The following is a 21,457-nucleotide window of genomic DNA, read 5'->3' on the forward strand; positions in this document are numbered from 1 at the left end:
GCCTACTCGTTTAGAAGCTGTATTGGGCTCCAAGATAGACAAACCGGCCAACACCACCGCCATATTCACTATCAAAGTTGCCGACGCCATGCTCGACATTATCGCCTGTGTAAGGAATAAACGGGCCTTGGTCGTCAAAAATATTATTTACCCCAGCAAATAGGCGCACGTCCTGATCCCCTTGCAATGCGAGGTTATAAGAAAGCGAGATATCATGAGTGATATAAGAGGGGTAATATAAATATTTTGGCTGCTCTGGGTTTTCGACACAGCTATCATCGCCGGCGGCACAACTTGCGGCATTCTCGGCAAAGAGTTCGCGCATGTCTTCAACGCGGTCATGGCTATCAACGATGTCGCTTTTGTACTTGGTGGTCCAACGTACTCGTAAGTCTTCATAAGACCAAGTGAGTGAAGCGCGGGCTTTGTCGGTGAAAATGCCAGAATCTAGCTCACCATCGTAGCGATTGACCACGGTGCCGTCGTTACCTTCATAGGTAATGCTGTACTCCGTGACGTGGTTCCAATCGAGCTTTAAGCGCAGACTACCGTACTCGGGCAAGTCGTAACGGTAGTTGATGGCAATGTCATAGCCCCGAGTACGGGTTTCGCTAAGGTTAAATACACGCTGCAAAATTTGTGTGATTTGACCATCACTGTCACGGGTAATGTCACCACAGAAACTATTATTTTCACCAAAGGGCACAGCAGCAGAAGCGTAGCACTCTTCAAGAATATCTTCATTGCCAATTTGTTCGATGGAGTCACTGATTTGGATATCATAATAATCGAACGACATGCCTAAATTAGGAGCGAAATCGGGCTGAATGGTTAATCCTAACGTGTAGGTGTCGGCGGTTTCTTCTTTGAGCAGTTCGTTACCGGTGTTAGGTGAGTAGCCGCTGTTTTCATCTTCAAACACGCCTTCGTTTGCAATCGCTTGGGCAATTCCCGCTTCTTGGCGACAGGCATCATGACCAAGCTCTGTGGAGGTTGCTGTTACGCCATCACAAATATCGCTGAAGCTGTCAAAGTCACCGCGTGGTGGCGACATTAGCTCAGTAATGTTCGGAGCTCGTTGTGCTCGAGAGTAGTTGGCACGAACCATATAACCTGAGGCTGGCACCCAGCTAAACCCTGCGCGGTAACTCGCCATGGTATCTATGCCTTCTGGGCTATAGTTGGCAATGCGTAGCGAGGTTTCTAAATCCAAAGATTTCGCTAAAGTTGCGCCTTTTAACACGGGTATGGAGGCCTCGGCAAAGGCTTCATAAATATCCATATCACCTGAGAAGGTCGGCACAACGTTAAAGGTTACGCCGCCATATCGCTGTTCCTTATTGGTGATCACATCTTGGGTATCGCGGCGATACTCAAAGCCAAAAGCAGTCGCCACTGGGCCAGCTGGCATCTCGAATAGATCGCCCGTCATATAGCCTTGCACGTTAAGCTGAGTAATATCTGTGGTGATCACGGGAGTGGCCCGGATCCAATCTGCCATCTCTGGTGTAATCGAGCCAATACCGAAAATATTCAGCGGTACACAGCCCTCGGCTCGTGCATCGGCATCTTTACATTGCACCGTGCCATCAGCCAGACGCTCAGAGGCGAGGGCTTGGCGTACACGCACGGTATTTAGCTCATTAAGGCGCTTTTGTTTTTGCTCAAAGGTGCCATAGCCTACCGAAACATCCCAGTCCCACTCATCATTAAAGGCCGTGCCTTTTAAGCCTGCCCAGCTACGAATCGTTTCTCGGCTATTATCTGTGGTCACAGGGCCGACTTCGGCAAAGCGGCGGTCCCAGTTGACACGGCCTTTCGCATTATCGCGAATTTCATCGGGCAAGAAGGGGTTATCAAGCTCAATATATCCTGGGCTAATTTCACCCGCAGCGCCCGTTAATGGGTCGAGAATGAGTGCATCTGCGCCTTCGTATTCGTCCTCTGGCGACTTCACATTGCGGGAACCAGTTTTGCTGTATTGCACTTGTGCATAGCCGCGAACACTGTCATTCAAATCGTAATCAAGTTTAAAGGCGGCAGCGAAGCGATCATTGGGGACCTTAATCTTATCGAACATCTCATAGTTGATACCATCGCGCTCTTCATTCCAGCCACTTTGTAAGCCATCAGCGGTGTAGTAGTAGCCTCCGTCAGCGGCATCTAACCCTTCTTCGAATACCCCGCCATAGGTACCATCGCTGCGCTCTCGCCAATCGGCTTGGGTGATATCACGCATACATTGGTCACCATCGATGGTGTTCATGGCATTACACATTTTACTGGCGAGGTAATCATAACTGGCCTCAATCGCTGCTCGGTCACGGTCCTCCCAATTAATGCCAAATTGACGATCCCATGTGGCGCTAAAAAAGCCGTAGCCTTGGCCATCAGCAAAGGTAAAGCCATGCTCGGCATCTAGGGTAAATTCGTCGCCACCGCCTTCAGGCGTGGTGCCGCCGCGCACTTTAATTTCGCTGCCGACTTTATCTGTTTGGGTGATGATGTTAACCACCCCGGCTATGGCATCAGAGCCGTAGACAGCTGAAGCACCACCGGAAATGACTTCAACACGTTGCACCATACCGGAGGGGATGGTGCCAAGGCTGATATAGTTGCCACTGTAGCTGTTGGAGACAACGCGACGGCCATCGATCAGGGTTAAGGTGCGGTCAGTGCCTAAGTCTCGTAGGTTTATGGTGGATAACCCGGTATTTTGTACACTAGATTGGCTGTTGGTGTTACTGAATGATTCACTGATCGCGGGTATTTGATCGACTAATATCTCAGATAATGAGCCTAGCCCAGTGTCGTTTAGTTCGTCTTTACCGACGCTGACAATGGGTGAAGGCGTGTCAAAATTGGTACGACGTAGTCGTGACCCAGTGACGATGATTTTTTCAACTTCTTCTGGCTGTTCAACGGTGGCGGGCGCAGCGTTATTTTGTCGCGCTACTTGTTGCTCGTTAGCCACTGCATAGCTGCTAAAACAGGCGCTAATTGCTGCCGCGACTAGACACTTTTTAAGTGGGGTTTTGGAGTAAGACACGATTGTTCCCTTTATTATTATATTCGAGGTGCTGCCGCAGCGTTTTAAACCAATAACTGGGGGGAAATCAGTTTGCCTGCGCGGCAGCGATGGGTCTTTAATTATGTGTAATATTACAGTGGTTAATTACATGTAACCGTTGTAATTTGATTGCTGACAACTAGCAAACAAGGGAGCCTCTTTTATCAACCTTTTTTATATCTATTAAATATCTATTCCTTAAAAATCATGTGCTTAATTTAATTTCTCGACCCTTTATCGCAAACGGCTTGGTTAACTAAAGTGAATCACTGTAGACTGCAAAAGTGGATATGTTGGCTTTTTGGGTTGTATAGAATTAGTGCAGTTTGGCAAGGAATTTTTAATAGGTGCGTGTCATATAGATGTAAGCCGTTGCATTATTACATGTGGGCAGAATAGTCATGCATTGCAGCCCAAATTCATGGAATTATTATGCTCTCTAGCCCAGCACTATCCTGAGCCTGTCAGTCGTGACGAGTTAATTGCGCATATTTGGCAAGGCAACGCCTATGTAGGCAAAAAAGCACTCACTAATGCTATCTGGCACCTGCGTAGTGCCTTTAAACAATGCGATGCGCAGCATGAATACATTGAAACATTGCGCAAAACGGGTTATCGCTTATGTATTTCGCCGCAGGCACAAGAGCCTAAGCAAGCACAGACAAAACCGCTTAAACGCTCGTTCGCTTTGATTTTCTTGGGGATTATGGCTCTGTCTGCGATCATTTTTCTCTGGTGGCCGCAACCGGCAACCAAAATAGCGCAGGCGAGTAGCACTAAAATCACCGATGAGTTAGGGCGTGAACTCTTCCCCAGTGTATCGCCCGATGGTCAATGGCTGTTGTACTCGTGGCGCCGCCTTGGCCAACCCACCAACCTTTACAAACAAAGCTTATTAGCACCGGAGCAAAGTGCGCAGGCAATTACGCAAAGCCCGTATCGTGAAAGTCGTGGGGTATTTAGCGCTGATATGCATTCATTATTTTACTACCGTAAGGGTAAGGATATCGGCTGCCAAGTGGTGCAACATTCTTTGCTTAATAATAAGGTGCAGATACTGGATGAGTGTTTAAGTAAAGGCAGTGCTGATGTTGCTATCTCGAAAGATGGTCACACATTGGCGTATATCGGCTTGAGTGCCGACGGTACTACTAACATTGCTTATTTGCGTGATTTGCGCACCGGTAGCAAACGGCCTTTGAGCTGCACCCATGAGCCTTGCCAGTTTCGAGATGAAGCATTAGCTTTATCGCCGGATGCCTCGCATTTGGTGGTTAGCCGCAACTATGACTCAGGCCATGAAGAGTTAGTCTTGATCAATGCCACCAGCGGCGAGCAACAGCAACTTACATCAGGCTTTCTCGATGTGCGTGGTGTGGCATGGCATCCTTTATTATCTCGGCTTACATTTTCTGTTATTGAACAAGGGCGTCGTCAAGGTTATCACTTGCATTTGCCCAGTGGACAGTTACAAGCCCTCGATTTGCCTGGCTTTAGCTATCCGCATTATGGGCCAGATGGTGCCTTGTATTACCACCGTTGGCGCATTCCTAAATCGATTGTGAGATTAAGTCTAGACGCCGATGTGGCCTCAACTCCTTTCCCCTTGCTGCTAGGTGAGCACAGTGTGCGCTACCCCGCATACAGCGAACAAGCCAAAAAAATAGTGTTTGTCTCCAATGAGTCAGGCTTTGATGAGCTATGGAGTGCCGATGTCGACGGCAGCAATCGCCGCCAACTCACGCATTTGCAGATGACCGCAGAGGACCCGAGCTGGTCTCATGATGGCCGCTATATTGCCTTCAATGCTTTCAGTGAACACAGTAATCATTTGTATATCTATGATATGCACAGTGGCCGCGCTCAGCAGCTAGAAGTGTCGCTTAATTATTTTGGGCGTCCTACGTGGTCTTTAGACAACCATCACCTTTATGTTTCTGACCAGAAGCAACTTTATAGTATTGATTTGAACACCCTGAGCGTGCAGGCGCTGACTCAAGATGGCGGCGCTTATGCTATGGCGATGGATGAGCAGACCTTGATATACGCCAAACCTCAAGGTAAGCGATTGTACTTACTTAACTTAAGCGATGGCACTTCGGCACCGCTGACCAAGGAGGTGCTCTTGTCGGGCGCCTACGGATGGCATTATCACAATGAAAAGGTGTACTTCTTTAAAGTTAATCGCGCCGATTATCGTATTAGTCGCTATGATATGGCCACGAATAAGGTGACCGATGTGATCAGGGTGCAAGAGCGCGGCTTCTCTCGTAATTTGGGAATGAGCTTTGTGCCGCACAAGAACTGGCTGCTGTACAGTGCCTATAAAGACCCGCAAATTGACATTATGGTATATCGCTAACGGCCAAAGCTGAGGCGAGAATCGAATACTCGCCTCACCTGTCTTGGTCCGTATTATCCTTTACAGTATATATCTGGCTCAAGATCACGCACATCGACGCTGAGACAATCTGATTCGCGACAATAAGTGCGCAGACACTCTAATAAGTGATTGCTGAGTTGCTGTTTCTGCATGGGCGAGCGTCCCGCCATAATGTAAGCACAGATGTGAATGAAGCCTTCTTTGTTTTCGCCAAGTTGATAATGGCGATAGGCGATGGCTCGCGTCTTAATCGCATCTAATTCAAAGAGGCCACTGGAAAAGGTGGCTTGGTGTACTTTTTCTACCAGTACCTGGGGGAGTACAGGCAAATCTTCTGAGTGTTCTACAACAATGTGTGGCATGGCTGAACTCGTTAAAATCGCATACTAAATGCCAAGCTGGTATTGAATTGGTTTAGCACATCTCCATCAAAATGCCAGAGGCATTGATCATTTGGATCATTGCTAATGGTGCAATTAAAGTCGCTGTCATTATTAATAATGGTCGCTAACCAGCGCACCTCGAACATAAGCTGAGCGTTGTCGGTGACATGATAGCCAGCGCCAGTGAATAACCCGGTGGCAAAGTAGGTATCGCTGCTTAACCATTCGGGGTCGACATTCGCGGCGCCAATTTGGGCCCCAAAGTAACCCGTTGTCGAGCTCGCTAGGGGATACTCTACGGCACTTTGAAACATATAGTGTTGAATATTTACTTGGCGCTCATTATTCCCTTGAATATCGCTCTTGTTGGTTGAGTAATAAAAGCCATAGCGGGCATCGGTAATGGTCCTATCGATACTAAAAGCAAAGTGGTTGGCATCTTCAAGATCGATATCGGCGCCTTCTTTGGTTTCTAAGCTTTGACTAAATGATTGACCGCCATAAAGGGTCACGGCTACATCGGCGGCAGCAACGCTGCTAAATAGGGTCGTGGCTAACAACAACGAGCGTGTGATCATAAGGGCTCTCCTTGAGCGTTAGTGTGACATCGATAGCTGAGCCATATCGCTGATGGCTATCATTTTTTACCCAAGTTGATATGCTTGCAGTTAACGACATAAGTTGCAATAAAAAATTACATGTTAAGTTGGTTAAAACCCTCGCCGTTACTGACCGAGAGCGAACAGCAGTGGCTGCTTGATGCCTTTTTATGGGCCTTCGAACATTTTGATGCGGATTACTTTCGCAATCACAGTCGCTTGGTGCAGCCTAGTAATGAATTTTTCCAGGGGCAAAGTAGCAGTACAGAGCAAATGGCGGCGCAAGTGTTTGCCCAAGTCAAAGCGCACAGTGGCTTGCAAAATTGGCCTATTCAATTACTCGGTCCAGGGCAGATGCCAGAGCAGCAATTTCCGCTGATGCGTTTCAGTGGTACTTTACGAGGCGAGCAAGCGCACTGTGTTGAGCACAGTCATGCGATCTTTGTGTCTTATAACCCGCAGCAAATTAATCAACCTCAAGACTTAATCGCCAGTTATGCACAAGCATTTGCACGCATTATGATTTATCAGCGTGGGGTATTGCCACCAGGTGGCGAAGCCATGATAGGTGCCGCTACTGAGGTAGTGGCCAGCTTCTTTGGTTTTGGCGTGATGCTTAGCAACACCGTCTATCAGTTCCGTGGCGGCTGTGGCAAGTGTTATAACCCCTACGCTAATCGCGCCAGTGAGCTTTCTGAGCAGCAACATGTGTTTTTACTGGCGTTATTTTGTTTTATCAAAGGGGAAAAGCAAGGCACCGCACACTTGAAAGGACATTTGCGCAGTTATTATAAAAAAGCGCATAAGATTATCAGCACACTGGCCAATCATAGTCCGAACCCGATGTTGCTATCCTTGCTGAGCAAGGAGCAAGTATGAGCTATTGGCCGGAATTTTTAGCGATTGCCAGTGCCCACTTCTTTGCCGTTGCCAGTCCCGGTCCTGACTTTGCCGTAGTACTGCGTCAAAGTGTGCGTTTTGGTCGCGATAATGCACTTATTACCAGCGCTGGGGTGGGCGCGGGTATTCTCGTACACATTATTTACTGCCTCGTAGGTGTGGCATTACTTATCTCGCAGGCACCTGATTTATTTAATTTACTTAAATACATGGCAGCCGCCTATTTGGCATACATGGGTATTCAGGCTTTACGTCACGCGAAACCGGGGCAAGTTGAGCAAGTTCACCCTACTACCACGCAGCCTACAGAGTCATTTATAGTGGCCTTTCGCCGTGGTTTTTTAACCAATGCGTTAAACCCCAAGGCAACGCTGTTTTTTTTATCGTTATTTACCCTAGTGATCTCAATCGACACGCCCAAATGGGTGCAACTTGGCTACGGGCTCTATATGGCACTGGCGACTTGGGCGTGGTTTTCTTTTTTATCCATTATGCTGACACGAGCACGAGTGCGCACATTCTTCCTTGCTAAGGGGTTTTGGTTTGACCGTGCCATCGGCGTAGTACTTCTACTATTAGCGACACAAGTGGTGCTTTTATGACACAGTTTTATTTTGCCTTTGGCTCAAATATGTCACTTCACCGTATTCGCGCTCGCCTGCCAGGGGCTGAGCGCATTGGCGTAGCAGAACTCAAAGGCCACCGTCTTGATTTTGATATGCTCAGTCTGGATGGTTCTGGAAAATGTACAATTCATCCCAGTGACGATGAATCCGTGTATGGGGTAGTGTGGCAATTAAGTGATCACGAACAAGGTATTTTGCACGATATCGAAGGGCCGCGTTATGACATTGAAACTCGCACGGTCACTCTTATCGACAGCAATGAACACGTGCAGGTGTTTTGTTACATTGCCAATACCTTAGATAAAGTTGCGCTGCCGTTTGATTGGTATGTTCAGCATGTGTATTACGGCGCCCGTGAAGCTCAGCTACCGGAGCATTATGTGAACGCTATTAAAACCAGGGCCAGCGTAGAGGATTTAAATCGCGAACGGCATTTACGGGAAACACAGATGTATAACAAGGAACAAAAATGAAACTGAAAACATTGTTAGCTTCGAGTGCGCTATTCGCCGCTCTGCACCTACCTAATTCGGCCTCGGCAGCACTTGATAAAGATAAAATAACCGCCGCTATTGAGCACTCTATGGCCCGATTTGATGTGCCGGGTATGGCTGTGGCCGTCGTCGAAGATGGCGAAGTGGTGTATGCCCAGGGTTTTGGTGTGCGCCATATTCAAAGCCAAGAGCCAGTGACTAGTGAGACCTTGTTTGGCATTGCCTCCAATACCAAAGCTTTTACCAGTGCGGCGCTCGCAATGCTGGTAGATGAAGGCAAGTTGGACTGGGATGATAAAGTGCAGACACATCTGCCGGAGTTTCGTTTGCACGATCCGTATGCATCGGCGCATATGACTATTCGCGACCTGTTGAGTCACCGTAGCGGATTGGGGCTTGGGCAGGGCGACTTAATGATTTGGCCAGACACCAATAAATCGGTGGCGGATATTCTCGCCGGGCTAAAGCATTTAAAACCAAAGTCGAGCTTTCGTAGTCAATATGCCTACAACAACTTAATGTTCGTTACCGCCGGTGAAGTGGTGGCGCGAGTCAGTGGTATGAGTTGGCAAGATTATATTGAACAGAAGATTCTCACACCGCTTGAGATGACCCGCTCACGCGCCGGGTTCTCGCGTATTGCACCAGATAATACTAACTATGCTACCGGGCACATTCCTTTAGATGGCAAGCTGCACCCGTTTTTCGTCAACTACCTTGAAGACTTTCGTGGAGCCGGCGCAATAGCTTCCAATGTTGAAGAGATGAGCTCGTGGTTAAATACTCAGCTCAATGGCGGCACAATGGCTAATGGCGAGCAACTTTTCAGTGAAAAGCAGCAACGTGAGATGTGGTTACCGCATATTAACCGCGCCGTGTCGAAAAAAGCTTTTGCCGACTCGCGCCGTCAATTCAGTGGCTATGGTTTAGGGTGGTCGATTGTTGACTATCACGGTTACAAGCGTGTTGGCCATGGTGGCGGCATTCTTGGCATGGTCTCTCAGGTTTCTTTGATCCCTGAAGAAAAGCTCGGTGTTGTGGTGTTATCAAACCAGCAGGCGTTTTCGGCTTTATCAGCGGTGACCGAGGAAATTTTTGAGCAAGCGCTGGAGCTAGAAGATAAAGACTGGGTCGAAATTTACGCTGAACAGCACTTTAGCCGCAAGGAAAAAGCCTATGCTTCAGCTAAACCAGCCATGGTGGAGGATTACCAACAGGCATTGCCTAATCATTATTATACCGGCACTTTGCACGATGCTTGGTACGGCGATGTGATTATCGAAGAAGTGAGCGGCACGTTGCGTATCGATTTTACCCATACTAAACGCTTAAAAGGGCAGCTCAAGCATCACAGTGGCAACACCTTTATCGTTAAGTGGGACGAGCCATTGCTTGAAGCCGATGCTTTTATCGAATTTACCATGGGTAGCGATAATACGCTAAAGTCAGCCTCTATGCGTGCGGTGGCACCACAGGTGACAGACTTTAGCTTCGACTTCCGTAATTTAGATTTACGAGCCACAGAGTAGTAAAACCGTGATAATAAGGCACCTAAGGGTGCCTTGTTCATTATAAGACTAAAGGAGAAAAGCGCATTGATGCGAGCTTGTTTACTATATAGGCTCAATGTAATTGCCTAAACCGCTTATGTCTCGAATCGCTGTTATTACTCACCCCGCATGTCGCCGCCACGAAATGGGCAGTGAACATCCTGAGTCACCGGAGCGCCTTGATGTTATCTCTGATCGTTTACTTGCTAGCAGCCTGGACTTAGAAGTGCGGCAGCTGCAAGCACGTGGGGCGCAACGTCAAGATTACCTGCGTGTTCACAGTGAGCGCTTAGTGCATGAGGTAGAGCAGCGCATACCTGATATTGGCTACGCCGATTTAGATGGTGATACGCGTCTGTGTCCACAAACCCTTCATGCTATTGAGCGAGCCGTCGGCGCTGGACTCACGGCGGTAGACGAAATTCTTGCCGGGCATATCGATGCTGGTTTTTGTGCGGTGCGTCCACCAGGGCACCATGCCAGCGAAGACCGCAGCGCCGGGTTTTGTATTTTCAATAACCTGGCAATCGCTGTACGCTATGCGCAGTCACTGGGTATTGAACGTATAGCGGTGTTGGATATTGATGTTCATCATGGTGATGGTACTCAGAGTATTTTTAGCGACGACGATTCGGTGTTGTTGTGCTCGCTGTTCCAACGCCCTTTATACCCAGACCCCGAACTCATCGCGCGCGATAACCTAGTGCAATCACCACTGCCGCCTGCCAGTGATGGCCAAGCATTGCGCGAAGTGGTTGCGCAGCAGTGGCTGCCAAGGCTGCAAGAATTTAAACCCCAGCTTATCTTCGTCTCTGCGGGCTTTGATGCGCATTTAGAAGATGATATGTCGGCGCTGAAATTTGTCGAGCAAGATTACGGCTGGTTTAGTCAATGCATTAGTGAGTTTGCACAAAGTCATGACGTGAAAGGGGTGGTGTCTTTTTTAGAAGGGGGTTATCACCTCTCTGCTTTATCTCGCAGCGTTGAGCATTATCTACGAGGCCAGCTGGGTTAATCGACGAACTTCCACACTTGGCCTTCATCACCAAGTCTTAGCTTGCTAACACAACATTCGCCTTCGCCAATCAGGTAAGCTTTTAACGCCTGCTGTAACATCGGCCACTGGCGCTCAATGCGCTGCCCGGACACATCAAAATATTGCTGGTGAGCATCAACAATAAACAGCACCTGAGCACTGTTGCAAAGGTGTGCCAGTTCGCTGGCGCTATCACAACGGGTTAGGTGAGCGGCTTCAACGGCCAGTACGGGAAAGTGAAAGTTGGTCATTTTTTGTTTTATGTCAAATTGTGCAATGCAGTGATTGTCTAGTATAGCCATGTTACAACCTCTAGGAATGGCTATGCAACTGAGCACTCGGGACTACAAAGTAAAAGACGCCAAGCTATCGGCGTTGCACTTTTGTATGCCTCACCAGCCAGCCATTGCTGTTATCAAGCTCATGCGCACCCACAATGTCAGTGCAATTGCCATTCGTGAGAAAAATAAGGTGATCGGGATTTGGACCGAGTCGGATTGTGTTCGTGCGCAAGCGCACAATGGTGATGTTTTGCGCCAACCCATTCGTACCTTAATGTCGACCCCAGTGCATACGATTAGTGATGATAGTGCGCTTAATGACGCCGCCAATAAATGTGCAACCTTGGCGATTCGTCACTTAATTGTGGTCGCTGACGACGATACCCCCTTAGGGCTGTTGTCATTGGCTGATATTGTCGGCAATCAGGGGTTGGATCATTACCTTAATCTAAAATTGATTGGCGATCATTTTGATCACCGTGTGCCCAAAGTGCAAGGCGGCGACAATGCTCGGGTCGTAGCCCAACACATGGCGAAATCGAATACCCATGCGGTGCTGGTGGAGCAGCAACAGCACGTGGGTATTATTACTGCTACGGATGTGCTGGAAATGATGCTCGCGGCACAGGGGCAATGCTGTTGGCCCTTTGCCAGTAAAGAACTAGTCACTGTGAGTTGTGAAGATACCTTGCTGCATGCTTATCGGTTATTGCACCAACATGGTATTCGTCATTTGCTTGTCACAGCGAGCAAAGAGTCGCAGCGAGTAAAGGGGGTGCTCACCCTCAAGCATATCAATACCGAAATTGAGTCTGCTTATTTAAGTGAATTGGAAGCGGTATTGGCTGAGCGCGATTGTGCGTTGCAGGCCTCGCAAAAAGATTTGTATTTAGCAAATAAAATTATTGCCGCTTCCCTAGATGGCATCATGATCACCGATGCTCAGGGAACGATTTTACAAGTTAACCCTGCTTTTACTCGACTAACTGGTTACAGTGCTGAAGAAGTACTAGGCAAGACCCCGCGAATATTGAGCTCTGGCACTCATGACCACAGTTTTTACCAGGCGATGTGGCAGAGTTTATCGCAGCAGGGGGTATGGCAAGGCGAGATTTGTAATCGCCGTAAAGACGGTGACACCTATGTCGAATGGCTCACCATCATTGAGATTAAAGATAAGCAAGACAGCGATTTAGTCTATGCGGGGATCTTTACCGATATAACTGAGCGCAAAGCATCGGAGCGCAAAATCACTAAGCTTGCTTACTTTGATGACCTGACTGGGCTGCCGAATCGACGCTTGTTTAAAGACCGGCTCAGTGTCGCCCTCGCGCACGGTCAGCGGCAACATCAGCGCTTAGCCATTATGTTTATCGACTTAGACCACTTTAAAGGCGTCAATGACAGCCTTGGTCACAGTGTTGGCGATGAGCTGCTAAAGCAAGTGGCGAAGCGATTACAACGCTGTGTGCGCAGTGGCGATACCCTAGCACGTTTGGGGGGCGATGAGTTTACCTTACTGCTTAACGAGGTGGCGGATATCGATGAGGTGATCGCCTGTGCAGAGAAAGTGTTGGCTCAATTTAAGCCCTCCTTTTCGTTGGCAGGCCAAGCCATCACCATTACTACATCAATAGGTATTGCTATTTACCCTGATGATGGTGAGAGCATGGAAACCTTGCTAAAGCATGCTGATGTCGCGATGTACCGCTCTAAAGACTTAGGTAGAAACTCTTATCAGCTGTTTAAAGCGACCATGAATGCCCGCTCTTTGGAGCGCCTAACCATGAGCAGTCGAATTAAACAGGCGCTGGTCAATGATGAGTTTGAATTGTTTTTACAGCCTATTGTCGATTGCCAAACAACGCAGTTGTGTGGTGCTGAGGCTTTACTGCGATGGCAAGACCCGCAACTGGGCATGGTGGCACCGGGGCAGTTCATTCCACTGGCCGAGGAGCTTGGATTGATCATTGATATTGATAAATGGGTGATCACTCGAAGTTGCGCGCTGCTTGCCCAGTGGCAACAGCACACACACTTTAGTGGCACTTTATCAATTAACTTGTCAGCGGCGCACTTATGTCACCATGATTTAGTCGATACCGTGACAGCGGCTATCAATGAGCATGGAGTGAGTGCCGAGCAACTGGAAATTGAAATTACCGAAAGTAGCTTCATTAGCTCATTTAGCCAAGCACGGGAAGTATTGTTAGCGCTCAAATTACTAGGAGTAAAAGTGGCTTTGGATGACTTCGGCACCGGCTATTCGGCGCTTAGTTATTTGACCAAGTTACCGATTGATAAGCTGAAGGTTGATTCTAGCTTTATTGCTAAAGTGCCGGATGAATACGGCAATAGCGAAATTGTCAGTGCCATTATTGCTATGGCCTCTAGTCTGAACTTGTTGGTGGTTGCCGAAGGGGTGGAGAAGCCTTGCCAACACCAGTTTTTACAGGGCTTAGCCTGTGATTACGTGCAAGGTTTTTTACTTGGCGAACCTTGCAGTATCACAGACTTTAATAACCGCTATGTTTATCCGTGCGCTACTTCTACTTCGTAAGCGCCAAATTTGCGAATATTAATTACACCCGTATCTAAAATTAAGTACTGGCCTTTAATTCCTTGTAGTACACCACTGACCTGAGGGTTCTTATCAAAGTTAAAGGAACTGACTTTGCTCGGATAATCTTGTACTGGGTAGTTAATTTCTACCACCTCTTCGTCGAGCAGTTCCACTGCGGTGGCTCCGAAGAGCTCAGCCAGCTCATCTAATTTGTGCTGAATTTGTGGCACTAACTCATCGCGCGCCGCTTTCAAGTCAACATCGACGCTCGTGCCTTTTAGCATATTGCGCCAATTGGTTTTATCGGCAATAAAGTCAGCGAGAGCAACCTCGACTAAGCCAGACTGTAGGCGGGTTTGCACCTTAAAAATAGGCAGCGCAGCGGTCGCACCTTGATCTATCCAGCGAGTGGGGATTTGTGTATGGCGAGTAATACCCACTTTAAGGCCTGAAGTGTTAGCCAAGTAGACATAGTGCGGGATCATACAGTTTTCCTCACCCCACTGAGGCTCGCGGCAGGTGCCTTGGTCATAGTGGCAGGTTTCCGGCTTCATAATACACATGTCGCAGCTAGCGAGCTTGCGCATACATACGAAGCAGTGGCCTTGTGAGTAGCTCTTCTTGGTTTTTTTGCCGCAGTTTTTACAAAAGATATTGCCGGTGTGAGTTAAGGTAATGGGCTGACCCATTAGCTCATTCAATGACAGCAGTTCGTCACCGACAGGTAGCTGGTAATGTACGCCGTCGCTATCACTTAGCGCGGCTTTCATTTTATTTAGTGTGCCTAGCATTTAACGCCCCAATGTTAAAAGTCAGCGCGTATGGTAGCAAACCTAGGCTAGACTGTCGTTGCTCCATTGCTTTTGCTGCTGCAGCCATGCGTTGTAATCGGCAATATTCATGGGTTTAGCATACAAATAGCCTTGTGCCGTATCCGCACCATAATGGCGTAGCAAGTGAGCGATTTCTTGCGTTTCAACGCCCTCAGCAGTGACCTTTAAACCAAGGTTATGGGCCATCATAATAGTCGTGTTTACAATCGCTTGATGGTGTTGAGAATGCGCCAATGACATTACAAAGTATTTATCAATTTTAAGCTCCGCGAAGGCGTATTTAACGAGATACTCGAGCGATGAGTAGCCAGTACCATAATCATCTAACACGACCTTGACCCCCAACTCAGCAAGCCTAGCGATAAGGGCTTTAAGCGCTTCTGGATCATCAACAAGGGCTGACTCTGTCAGTTCCAGTTTCAGCTGTGTCGGGGCCACCCCATGCTCATTAAGGATATCAGCAAGCTTGTGGGTAAAATCTGCAATATGTATGTCTCGGGCACTGAGGTTGACAGATATATGCTGCCCTTGCCACAGCTCTCCTTGCGCAGCGATATCTCTGCAGGCGCAATTAAGAATCCACAGGGTCAGCTGATTGATCAACCCCGTTTGCTCTGCCAAATGAATAATATCTTCAACGGTAAAATCACGGCTTTGTTGTTGGGGCCAGCGCAGCAGCGCTTCAGCGCCGCATACTTGCAGAGTTTGCAGATTAAGCTGCGGCTGGTAATAAAGACACAATTCATTGTTGTGCATGGCTTGCTGCAGTGCAGTGGCCCGTTGTAACTGGCTGACATCGCTGTTGTCATCCACTGAGAATATACGATGCCGGCCAGCAGGGGCTTTTTGTACGCGCTGGCAAGCTTGCTCTATCAGCTGTTTAAAAGGTTGCGAGCTTTGCTCAGCAGCGACAGTAGCGAGAATGTAACTAGGCTTAAGACGTAAATCGGCGACACTCAACTCGGCCTGTAACTGGCTAAGCAAGTGCGGCAGTCGCTGATGCTCGAGTGTTGCCGCAGGCTCTGCGCTGAGCACTGCTAAGCAGCCGTTGTTAAGCTCAGCCACGGTTTCTTTGCTGCTTGAGTGAATGCGATAACAGCGAAGCGCCTTAGCGTGTTCACTGAGCGTTGCTGCAATACTTTTGAGCAGTTGCGAGCTACTTTCGATGCCAATGGTCTTCTGTAGGTTTTGAAAGTTCGCCATATGCACGATACACAGTGTGAAACTGCGACGTTGATTTTGTAGTTGCGCAATCCGGCGCATCAACGTGGTGTAGGTCAGTAAGCCACTGTGGCTATTATGAATGGCGTAATACAGTGATTTCTTACGTTGATAGCGTACTCTATCGGCCAGTGCTAGGGCCATCAGGGTAATTTCAATTAAGCTGCCGAATAAAAAAGCATGACGGGTTAGATAGCTGTATTCAATAACACCGGTCAATTCTAACGGCTGGATGGCGGCGGCACATAACAACGGAAACCACGAAAGTACGTAATATTTAGCCCACCGAAAACCACTGATGAGCTTTTTGAAAATTAGCCAGAAGCAAATGATATACAGCCCCGGCATGGTCATAAAAAATATCGGTGCGCTATAAAATTCCGGTAAAAACAGGCTGAGCGCGCACAACAACAGCAAAAGCTGCAAATAACTTATCGCCACGCGATACGGCTTGCCTCGGTCTTTGTGATAACGCAAAAACATAACGCAAAACCCCAGCGTGGTAATGGCAATGGCGTAGTTAAATAAAATGACTTGGTGGTGAAACCATTGCTGCCATGACGTGGGCCATAAATAAAAGCCATAGCCGAGCACGATGCCGAGCAAGGTCATCACCGCAAGAATATAGCCCACATAGAGCAAATACACGCGATCGCGAATGCTGAAGTATAGAATCAAGTTATACAGCGCGGTCATTAATAACACGCCAACATATACGCTCCACAACGAGAAAGTACTGCGGCTAAGCTCAAAAAAGGTCTGTTCGGAGTAAAGGTTGACTGGGGTTTTGCTTATGCCCGTGGTGTGTATACCAATAACTAGAGTATGTTGCTGTTGCGCTTGCAGAGTAAATGCATAGTGGGGCAGGGCGTATTCAAGCTGGCTTAAATCGCGGCGGTGGTCGCCCAATTGCACGCTATGTTGCACTTGGCCTGCTTCATCAAGGTGATACACGAGCAAATTATCGACCATGGGGTTATCAAAGCGGGCAATAAGCGATCTTGGCTCAGTTTGGTTATTGGTAATAGTTAAACGTAGCCAATATTGCTGTGTACCAAATTGCCAAGGAACCTGTTGCCATGACCCTGCAGTGAAGTCATCAAAATGCTTTTCATGAAGCGCTGAAAATGTGACCGCTTGCGGGAGCACCATAAAACTTGGCTCCACTGTTAACCCTGGTTCATTGCCCAGACTGTGGGGTGAAGACTGAGTAATATTGGCGGCTAACACACCGGCGATAAGCACTAGAGTGGCGAGCAAACAAGCAGCAAGTACGTTAAATAAATCCAGCCGTGGCAACAAAATGCAATACTTTCTTCTAGTTTAGATGGTCAAAGTGTAGCAAAGCACAGAAAAATGGACGGATTAACGCCCGGTTACTTTGCGGTACCAGGAGTTTAGGTAGATGCAAAGGTAGAGGTGTTTACACTGGGCTACGATAACGCTTGATACTAGTTACAGTGAAGTAAGTGAATAGGGAAGCGTCTAGTGAGGAGACAATCAAACTGGTGAAGAACGAGTGCAAGTCGAGCATTTTGTGTCCATTTCTTAGGACTTCATAAAAAAGCGAGGCATTTAGCCTCGCTTGATATGTACGGTTATTAGCTCTTAACCCTGTTTTGAACGAATGTTCTCGGAACGAAGGTTCTCGGAACGAATGTTCTCGTGGGGGTTAAGTACGCTCGCGACGAATGGCGTGGTGAGCGATATCGGTGCGGTATTCAACACCGTCCCAGTTAATCTCTTTCACCAAATCATACGCACGTTGTTGCGCCGCTGTTACGGTATCGCCTAGCGCTGTCGCACACAGAACCCGGCCCCCGGCAGTGACGATGTCTTCACCTTGCTGCTTGGTGCCTGCATGGAAGACTTTTTCGCCCTGTGGGTAATTTACCTTTAGACCGGAGATAGCATCACCTTTAGGGTAAGAACCTGGATACCCTTTCGCTGCCAGCACCACGCCAACGGCGGCGCGTGGGTCGAAGTTAATTTCTGTGCGATCCAGTTCTTGACGATTCGCAGCTTCAATCAACGACACTAGGTCTGATTGCAGACGCAGCATAATCGGTTGCGTTTCTGGGTCGCCAAAGCGGCAGTTGTATTCAATGACCTTAGGCGTGCCATCGGCGGCAATCATCAGCCCTGCATACAAAAAGCCGGTATACGGATGACCCTCTGCTGCCATACCTGCTACGGTCGGGTTGATCACTTCATCCATAATGCGGTTGTGAATTTCTTCACTGACCACGGGGGCTGGAGAGTAGGCTCCCATGCCACCGGTGTTCGGGCCTTTATCACCATCATAGGCACGCTTATGGTCTTGGCTGGTGGCAAAAGGTAGTACGTTCTTACCGTCAACCATAACGATAAACGAGGCTTCCTCGCCTTCTAAGAACTCCTCGATAACCACGCGGCTACCCGCCTCACCAAAGGCATTGCCTGCGAGCATATCGCGTACAGCAGCCTCGGCTTCGGCTTCGGTCATGGCCACAATAACGCCTTTACCTGCGGCCAAGCCATCGGCTTTGACCACGATGGGAGCGCCTTGCTCTTTAATGTAAGCAAGCGCGGGCTCGATTTGCTCAAAGGTCTTGTAGAACGCCGTTGGGATATTGTGGCGTGCTAAAAAGTCTTTAGTGAATGACTTAGAGCCTTCGAGTTGGGCGGCGCCTTGTGTCGGTCCGAAAATAGCCAAGCCTTGTTCGCGAAAGGCATCGACCACACCAATCACTAGCGGTGCTTCAGGGCCGACAATGGTCAGTTCAACTTGGTTTTCTTTGACGAAAGCGATAAGCGCATCGATGTCTTCGACACCAATGGCGACGTTTTCTAGTTTTGGCTCTAGAGCGGTGCCAGCATTACCTGGCGCGACAAATACTTTTTCTACTTTGCTTGATTGAGCGGCCTTAAACGCAAGTGCGTGTTCGCGGCCGCCACTGCCAATGACAAGTACATTCATGGCGTAAAAATCCTATTGCGGTTTGATGAATTTCAGCGTCATCCGATCGCTTTCACCAATCGCCTCATATTTAGCGCGGTCTTCATCGCCTAGCGCTAAACGCGGTGGCAATGTCCATACGCCACGAGGGTGGTCGGCAAAATCATTCGGGTTTGCATTGATTTCACTTTTCGCAGCGAGTTCAAATCCGGCCTGTTTAGCCAGCTCAATCACCCAACTTTCTTTAACATAGCCTGAGCGTTTCGCTTTACCTGCATCGCGGCTTTCGGGTAAGCGGTGATCAACTACACCAAGTACGCCACCGGGCTTTAAGGCTGCATAAAAGGCTTTAAAGGCATCTTTAACGCCTTGTTCGTCTTTTTGCATATACCAGTTGTGCAGGTTTCTGAACGTCAGCACCATGTCGGCGCTTCCTTCAGGAGCGATGCTATGATGTGTGCCAGGCGCAAACTCACTGAGTTTAACGTCGCTGTAAGCACCGTCGCTGGCAAGTTTATCTTGGAAACGGGTTAGTGAGCGTTGGTAATACTCAACATCGCTATCAGCAGGGAAGTGGGCGGCGTAAAAGGTGCCTTCACCTTTCATCGCAGGGGCGATAATATCGCTGTACCAGCCGCCACCAGGCCAGATCTCAACTACGGTCATCGACGGTTCGAAGCCAAAAAACGCCAAGGTTTCCACCGGGTGGCGATATTGGTCGCGACTTTTTGCTTGCTCGCTACGCAAATCGTTTTGCGCGGCATCGGTGAGTGCTTCGGTGCCACTGGTTGCAGCACAAGCACTTAAAGAGACAGCTAAAGCAGCGCTGAGCGCGGTTTTCAAGCCTAGTTTCATAATCTAATCCTTGCTGTTGTTTTTGGTATTTAGTGCCAACATAACAGATTGATTTGAATAGTCTACGAAAACACGCCAGTACAAATTATGCACTGGCGTGGTTAGCGGTTTTAGTGGCGGAAGTGGCGCATGCCGGTGAATACCATGGCCATGCCTGCTTCGTCTGCAGCGGCGATAACTTCTTCATCGCGCATTGAGCCACCGGGCTGAATCACGGCCGTGATACCAGCCGCTGCTGCGGCGTCGATGCCATCACGGAACGGGAAGAAGGCATCCGAGGCCATGACCGAACCCTCAACCACGAGGTTTTCGTCAGCAGCTTTAATACCGGCGATTTTCGCTGAATAAACGCGGCTCATTTGTCCGGCGCCCACACCAATGGTCATGCCGTCTTTGGCGTATACGATGGCGTTCGATTTAACAAACTTAGCCACCTTCCAGCAGAACATTAAATCGTTTAGCTCTTGCTCGGTAGGTTGGCGCTTAGACACGACTTTTAGCTCTTCTTTGGCCACCATGCCTTGGTCGCGGTCTTGCACTAAAATACCGCCATTAACGCGCTTAATATCCACAGCGGTGGTTTTATCTTGCCACTGGCCACACTCTAGTAGGCGTACATTTTGTTTTGCCGAAACGATTTGCGCCGCTTCTTCGCTGATGCTAGGCGCAATAATCACTTCCACAAACTGGCGCGCGACGATGGCTTCTGCGGTATCACCATCAAGTTCACGGTTAAAGGCAATAATGCCGCCGAAAGCGGAAGTTGGGTCGGTTTTAAAGGCGCGGTCATAGGCGCTAAGGATGTTTTCACCGACCGATACGCCACATGGGTTGGCGTGTTTGACGATCACACACGCTGGCGCATCGAATTCCTTTACGCACTCAAGGGCTGCGTCGGTATCAGCAATGTTGTTGTATGATAGCGCCTTGCCTTGTAGCTGCTTAGCGGTGGCCACTGAGGCTTCGCTAAGGTCATTTTCAACGTAAAACGCCGCATCTTGGTGCGAGTTTTCACCATAGCGCATGTCCTGCTTCTTGGTGAATTGCATGTTGAAAGTGCGTGGAAATTTAGTCTCAGCCGCCGCTTCCTCGGTGTAATCTGGCACCATTTTACCGAAGTAGTTGGCGATCATGCCATCGTACTGAGCGGTGTGCTCAAAAGCCGCAATAGCTAAATCAAAACGTGTGGCGTGGGTGGTTGAGCCTTGGTTGGCTTTCATTTCGTCAATTACGCGTGTGTAATCACCCGCATTTACTACGATGGTCACGTCTTTGTGATTTTTCGCTGCCGCGCGCACCATAGTTGGGCCGCCGATATCGATATTCTCAATGGCGTCTTCAAGGCTGCAATCCGCTTTGGCAACGGTTTGTGCAAAAGGATATAGGTTCACTACAACCATATCGATGGCATCGATGTCGTTGTCGCTCATCACCCCTTCATCTTGGCCGCGACGCGCTAATATGCCGCCGTGGATTTTCGGGTGTAGGGTTTTTACGCGACCGTCCATAATTTCTGGATGACCGGTGTGGTCAGATACTTCAGTGACCTTAATGCCGTTGTCAGCAAGCAGTTTGCAGGTGCCACCGGTAGAAAGAATGTCAACGCCTTGAGCGGCTAGTTCGCGAGCGAATTCAACGATACCCGTTTTGTCAGACACACTGATAAGTGCGCGACGAATTGGACGATGTGTATCCATGGTTGTTTTGATTACCTCAATGAGTGAA

16 protein-coding genes are annotated in these 21,457 nt (G+C 48.6%); 7 read left to right on the forward strand and 9 right to left on the reverse strand.

Features of this window, described 5'->3' with window-relative positions; all coding sequences use genetic code 11:
- Positions 1-10: 10 nt before the first annotated feature.
- Entirely contained in the window at positions 11-3,049 is a 3,039-nt protein-coding gene (locus tag FIU82_RS02265) for a TonB-dependent siderophore receptor (protein ID WP_152440224.1), read from the reverse strand.
- Positions 3,050-3,491: 442 nt separating this feature from the next.
- On the opposite strand from FIU82_RS02265, the gene FIU82_RS02270 reads away from it, so the two are divergent.
- Entirely contained in the window at positions 3,492-5,432 is a 1,941-nt protein-coding gene (locus tag FIU82_RS02270; RefSeq protein WP_152440225.1) for a winged helix-turn-helix domain-containing protein, read from the forward strand.
- Between the two features lie 53 nt (positions 5,433-5,485).
- Here FIU82_RS02270 and FIU82_RS02275 read toward each other — a convergent pair whose 3' ends face one another.
- Both FIU82_RS02275 and FIU82_RS02280 read right to left on the reverse strand, forming a co-directional pair.
- The gene (locus tag FIU82_RS02275) at positions 5,486-5,815 is read right to left on the reverse strand and encodes a 5-carboxymethyl-2-hydroxymuconate Delta-isomerase (RefSeq protein ID WP_022945896.1); all 330 of its coding nucleotides are present in this window, start codon (positions 5,813-5,815) and stop codon (positions 5,486-5,488) included.
- 11 nt (positions 5,816-5,826) lie between these two features.
- Positions 5,827-6,414, reverse strand: a complete 588-nt coding sequence (locus FIU82_RS02280) for an outer membrane beta-barrel protein (RefSeq protein ID WP_138509467.1) — start codon at positions 6,412-6,414, stop codon at positions 5,827-5,829.
- A 120-nt stretch (positions 6,415-6,534) separates the two neighbouring features.
- On the opposite strand from FIU82_RS02280, the gene FIU82_RS02285 reads away from it, so the two are divergent.
- From FIU82_RS02285 to FIU82_RS02305, 5 genes are all read left to right on the forward strand, one after another.
- The gene (locus FIU82_RS02285; RefSeq protein ID WP_053910058.1) at positions 6,535-7,314 is read left to right on the forward strand and encodes a hypothetical protein; all 780 of its coding nucleotides are present in this window, start codon (positions 6,535-6,537) and stop codon (positions 7,312-7,314) included.
- On the forward strand, positions 7,311-7,937 hold the full coding sequence (locus FIU82_RS02290) for a LysE family transporter (RefSeq protein WP_022945893.1): 627 nt from the start codon (positions 7,311-7,313) through the stop codon (positions 7,935-7,937). Before FIU82_RS02285 ends, FIU82_RS02290 begins: the two co-directional genes overlap by 4 nt.
- On the forward strand, positions 7,934-8,434 hold the full coding sequence (locus FIU82_RS02295) for a gamma-glutamylcyclotransferase family protein (RefSeq protein WP_022945892.1): 501 nt from the start codon (positions 7,934-7,936) through the stop codon (positions 8,432-8,434). Before FIU82_RS02290 ends, FIU82_RS02295 begins: the two co-directional genes overlap by 4 nt.
- Positions 8,431-9,984 carry a serine hydrolase gene (locus FIU82_RS02300; protein WP_152440226.1) on the forward strand — a complete coding sequence of 518 codons (1,554 nt, stop codon included), beginning with the start codon at positions 8,431-8,433 and terminating at the stop codon, positions 9,982-9,984. Before FIU82_RS02295 ends, FIU82_RS02300 begins: the two co-directional genes overlap by 4 nt.
- Before the next feature lie 118 nt (positions 9,985-10,102).
- Complete coding sequence (locus FIU82_RS02305; RefSeq protein WP_138587313.1) at positions 10,103-11,020, forward strand: histone deacetylase family protein; 918 nt, start codon at positions 10,103-10,105, stop codon at positions 11,018-11,020.
- On the opposite strand, the gene FIU82_RS02310 is transcribed toward FIU82_RS02305, so the two are convergent.
- Positions 11,017-11,343, reverse strand: coding sequence for a hypothetical protein (locus FIU82_RS02310; protein WP_152440227.1), 327 nt, complete (start codon positions 11,341-11,343; stop codon positions 11,017-11,019). The two genes, FIU82_RS02305 and FIU82_RS02310, sit on opposite strands and share 4 nt — an antisense overlap.
- A gap of 22 nt (positions 11,344-11,365) precedes the next feature.
- Here FIU82_RS02310 and FIU82_RS02315 point away from each other — a divergent pair, with 22 nt between their 5' ends.
- Positions 11,366-13,882, forward strand: coding sequence for an EAL domain-containing protein (locus tag FIU82_RS02315; RefSeq protein ID WP_152440228.1), 2,517 nt, complete (start codon positions 11,366-11,368; stop codon positions 13,880-13,882).
- Here FIU82_RS02315 and FIU82_RS02320 read toward each other — a convergent pair.
- The 5 genes from FIU82_RS02320 to purH form a co-directional block, all read right to left on the reverse strand.
- The gene (locus FIU82_RS02320; RefSeq protein WP_022946777.1) at positions 13,855-14,676 is read right to left on the reverse strand and encodes a DUF2797 domain-containing protein; all 822 of its coding nucleotides are present in this window, start codon (positions 14,674-14,676) and stop codon (positions 13,855-13,857) included. The genes FIU82_RS02315 and FIU82_RS02320 overlap by 28 nt on opposite strands.
- Positions 14,677-14,718: 42 nt before the next feature.
- The gene (locus tag FIU82_RS02325; protein WP_152440229.1) at positions 14,719-17,241 is read right to left on the reverse strand and encodes an EAL domain-containing protein; all 2,523 of its coding nucleotides are present in this window, start codon (positions 17,239-17,241) and stop codon (positions 14,719-14,721) included.
- A 370-nt stretch (positions 17,242-17,611) separates the two neighbouring features.
- Positions 17,612-18,898 (reverse strand): phosphoribosylamine--glycine ligase, encoded by a 1,287-nt coding sequence (gene purD / locus FIU82_RS02330; RefSeq protein WP_152440230.1) that lies wholly within the window; start codon positions 18,896-18,898, stop codon positions 17,612-17,614.
- A gap of 12 nt (positions 18,899-18,910) precedes the next feature.
- Entirely contained in the window at positions 18,911-19,732 is an 822-nt protein-coding gene (locus FIU82_RS02335; protein WP_152440231.1) for a class I SAM-dependent methyltransferase, read from the reverse strand.
- A 110-nt stretch (positions 19,733-19,842) separates the two neighbouring features.
- Positions 19,843-21,429: a bifunctional phosphoribosylaminoimidazolecarboxamide formyltransferase/IMP cyclohydrolase gene (gene purH / locus FIU82_RS02340; RefSeq protein WP_152440232.1), complete on the reverse strand. Its 1,587-nt coding sequence runs from the start codon at positions 21,427-21,429 to the stop codon at positions 19,843-19,845.
- Positions 21,430-21,457 lie beyond the last annotated feature (28 nt).

This window comes from Pseudoalteromonas sp. THAF3 (assembly GCF_009363775.1).
Taxonomy (GTDB): domain Bacteria; phylum Pseudomonadota; class Gammaproteobacteria; order Enterobacterales; family Alteromonadaceae; genus Pseudoalteromonas; species Pseudoalteromonas ruthenica.

Excerpts from the sequence above, each read along its gene's own strand:
- FIU82_RS02285 (WP_053910058.1), top strand. The coding sequence starts at position 6,535 with ATGTTAAGTTGGTTAAAACCCTCGCCGTTACTGACCGAGAGCGAACAG.
- FIU82_RS02270 (WP_152440225.1), top strand. The coding sequence starts at position 3,492 with ATGGAATTATTATGCTCTCTAGCCCAGCACTATCCTGAGCCTGTCAGT.
- FIU82_RS02295 (WP_022945892.1), top strand. The coding sequence starts at position 7,934 with ATGACACAGTTTTATTTTGCCTTTGGCTCAAATATGTCACTTCACCGT.
- FIU82_RS02275 (WP_022945896.1), bottom strand. The coding sequence starts at position 5,815 with ATGCCACACATTGTTGTAGAACACTCAGAAGATTTGCCTGTACTCCCC.
- FIU82_RS02320 (WP_022946777.1), bottom strand. The coding sequence starts at position 14,676 with ATGCTAGGCACACTAAATAAAATGAAAGCCGCGCTAAGTGATAGCGAC.
- FIU82_RS02305 (WP_138587313.1), top strand. The coding sequence starts at position 10,103 with ATGTCTCGAATCGCTGTTATTACTCACCCCGCATGTCGCCGCCACGAA.
- purD (WP_152440230.1), bottom strand. The coding sequence starts at position 18,898 with ATGAATGTACTTGTCATTGGCAGTGGCGGCCGCGAACACGCACTTGCG.
- FIU82_RS02310 (WP_152440227.1), bottom strand. The coding sequence starts at position 11,343 with ATGGCTATACTAGACAATCACTGCATTGCACAATTTGACATAAAACAA.
- FIU82_RS02290 (WP_022945893.1), top strand. The coding sequence starts at position 7,311 with ATGAGCTATTGGCCGGAATTTTTAGCGATTGCCAGTGCCCACTTCTTT.
- FIU82_RS02300 (WP_152440226.1), top strand. The coding sequence starts at position 8,431 with ATGAAACTGAAAACATTGTTAGCTTCGAGTGCGCTATTCGCCGCTCTG.
- FIU82_RS02315 (WP_152440228.1), top strand. The coding sequence starts at position 11,366 with ATGCAACTGAGCACTCGGGACTACAAAGTAAAAGACGCCAAGCTATCG.
- FIU82_RS02280 (WP_138509467.1), bottom strand. The coding sequence starts at position 6,414 with ATGATCACACGCTCGTTGTTGTTAGCCACGACCCTATTTAGCAGCGTT.
- FIU82_RS02335 (WP_152440231.1), bottom strand. The coding sequence starts at position 19,732 with ATGAAACTAGGCTTGAAAACCGCGCTCAGCGCTGCTTTAGCTGTCTCT.
- purH (WP_152440232.1), bottom strand. The coding sequence starts at position 21,429 with ATGGATACACATCGTCCAATTCGTCGCGCACTTATCAGTGTGTCTGAC.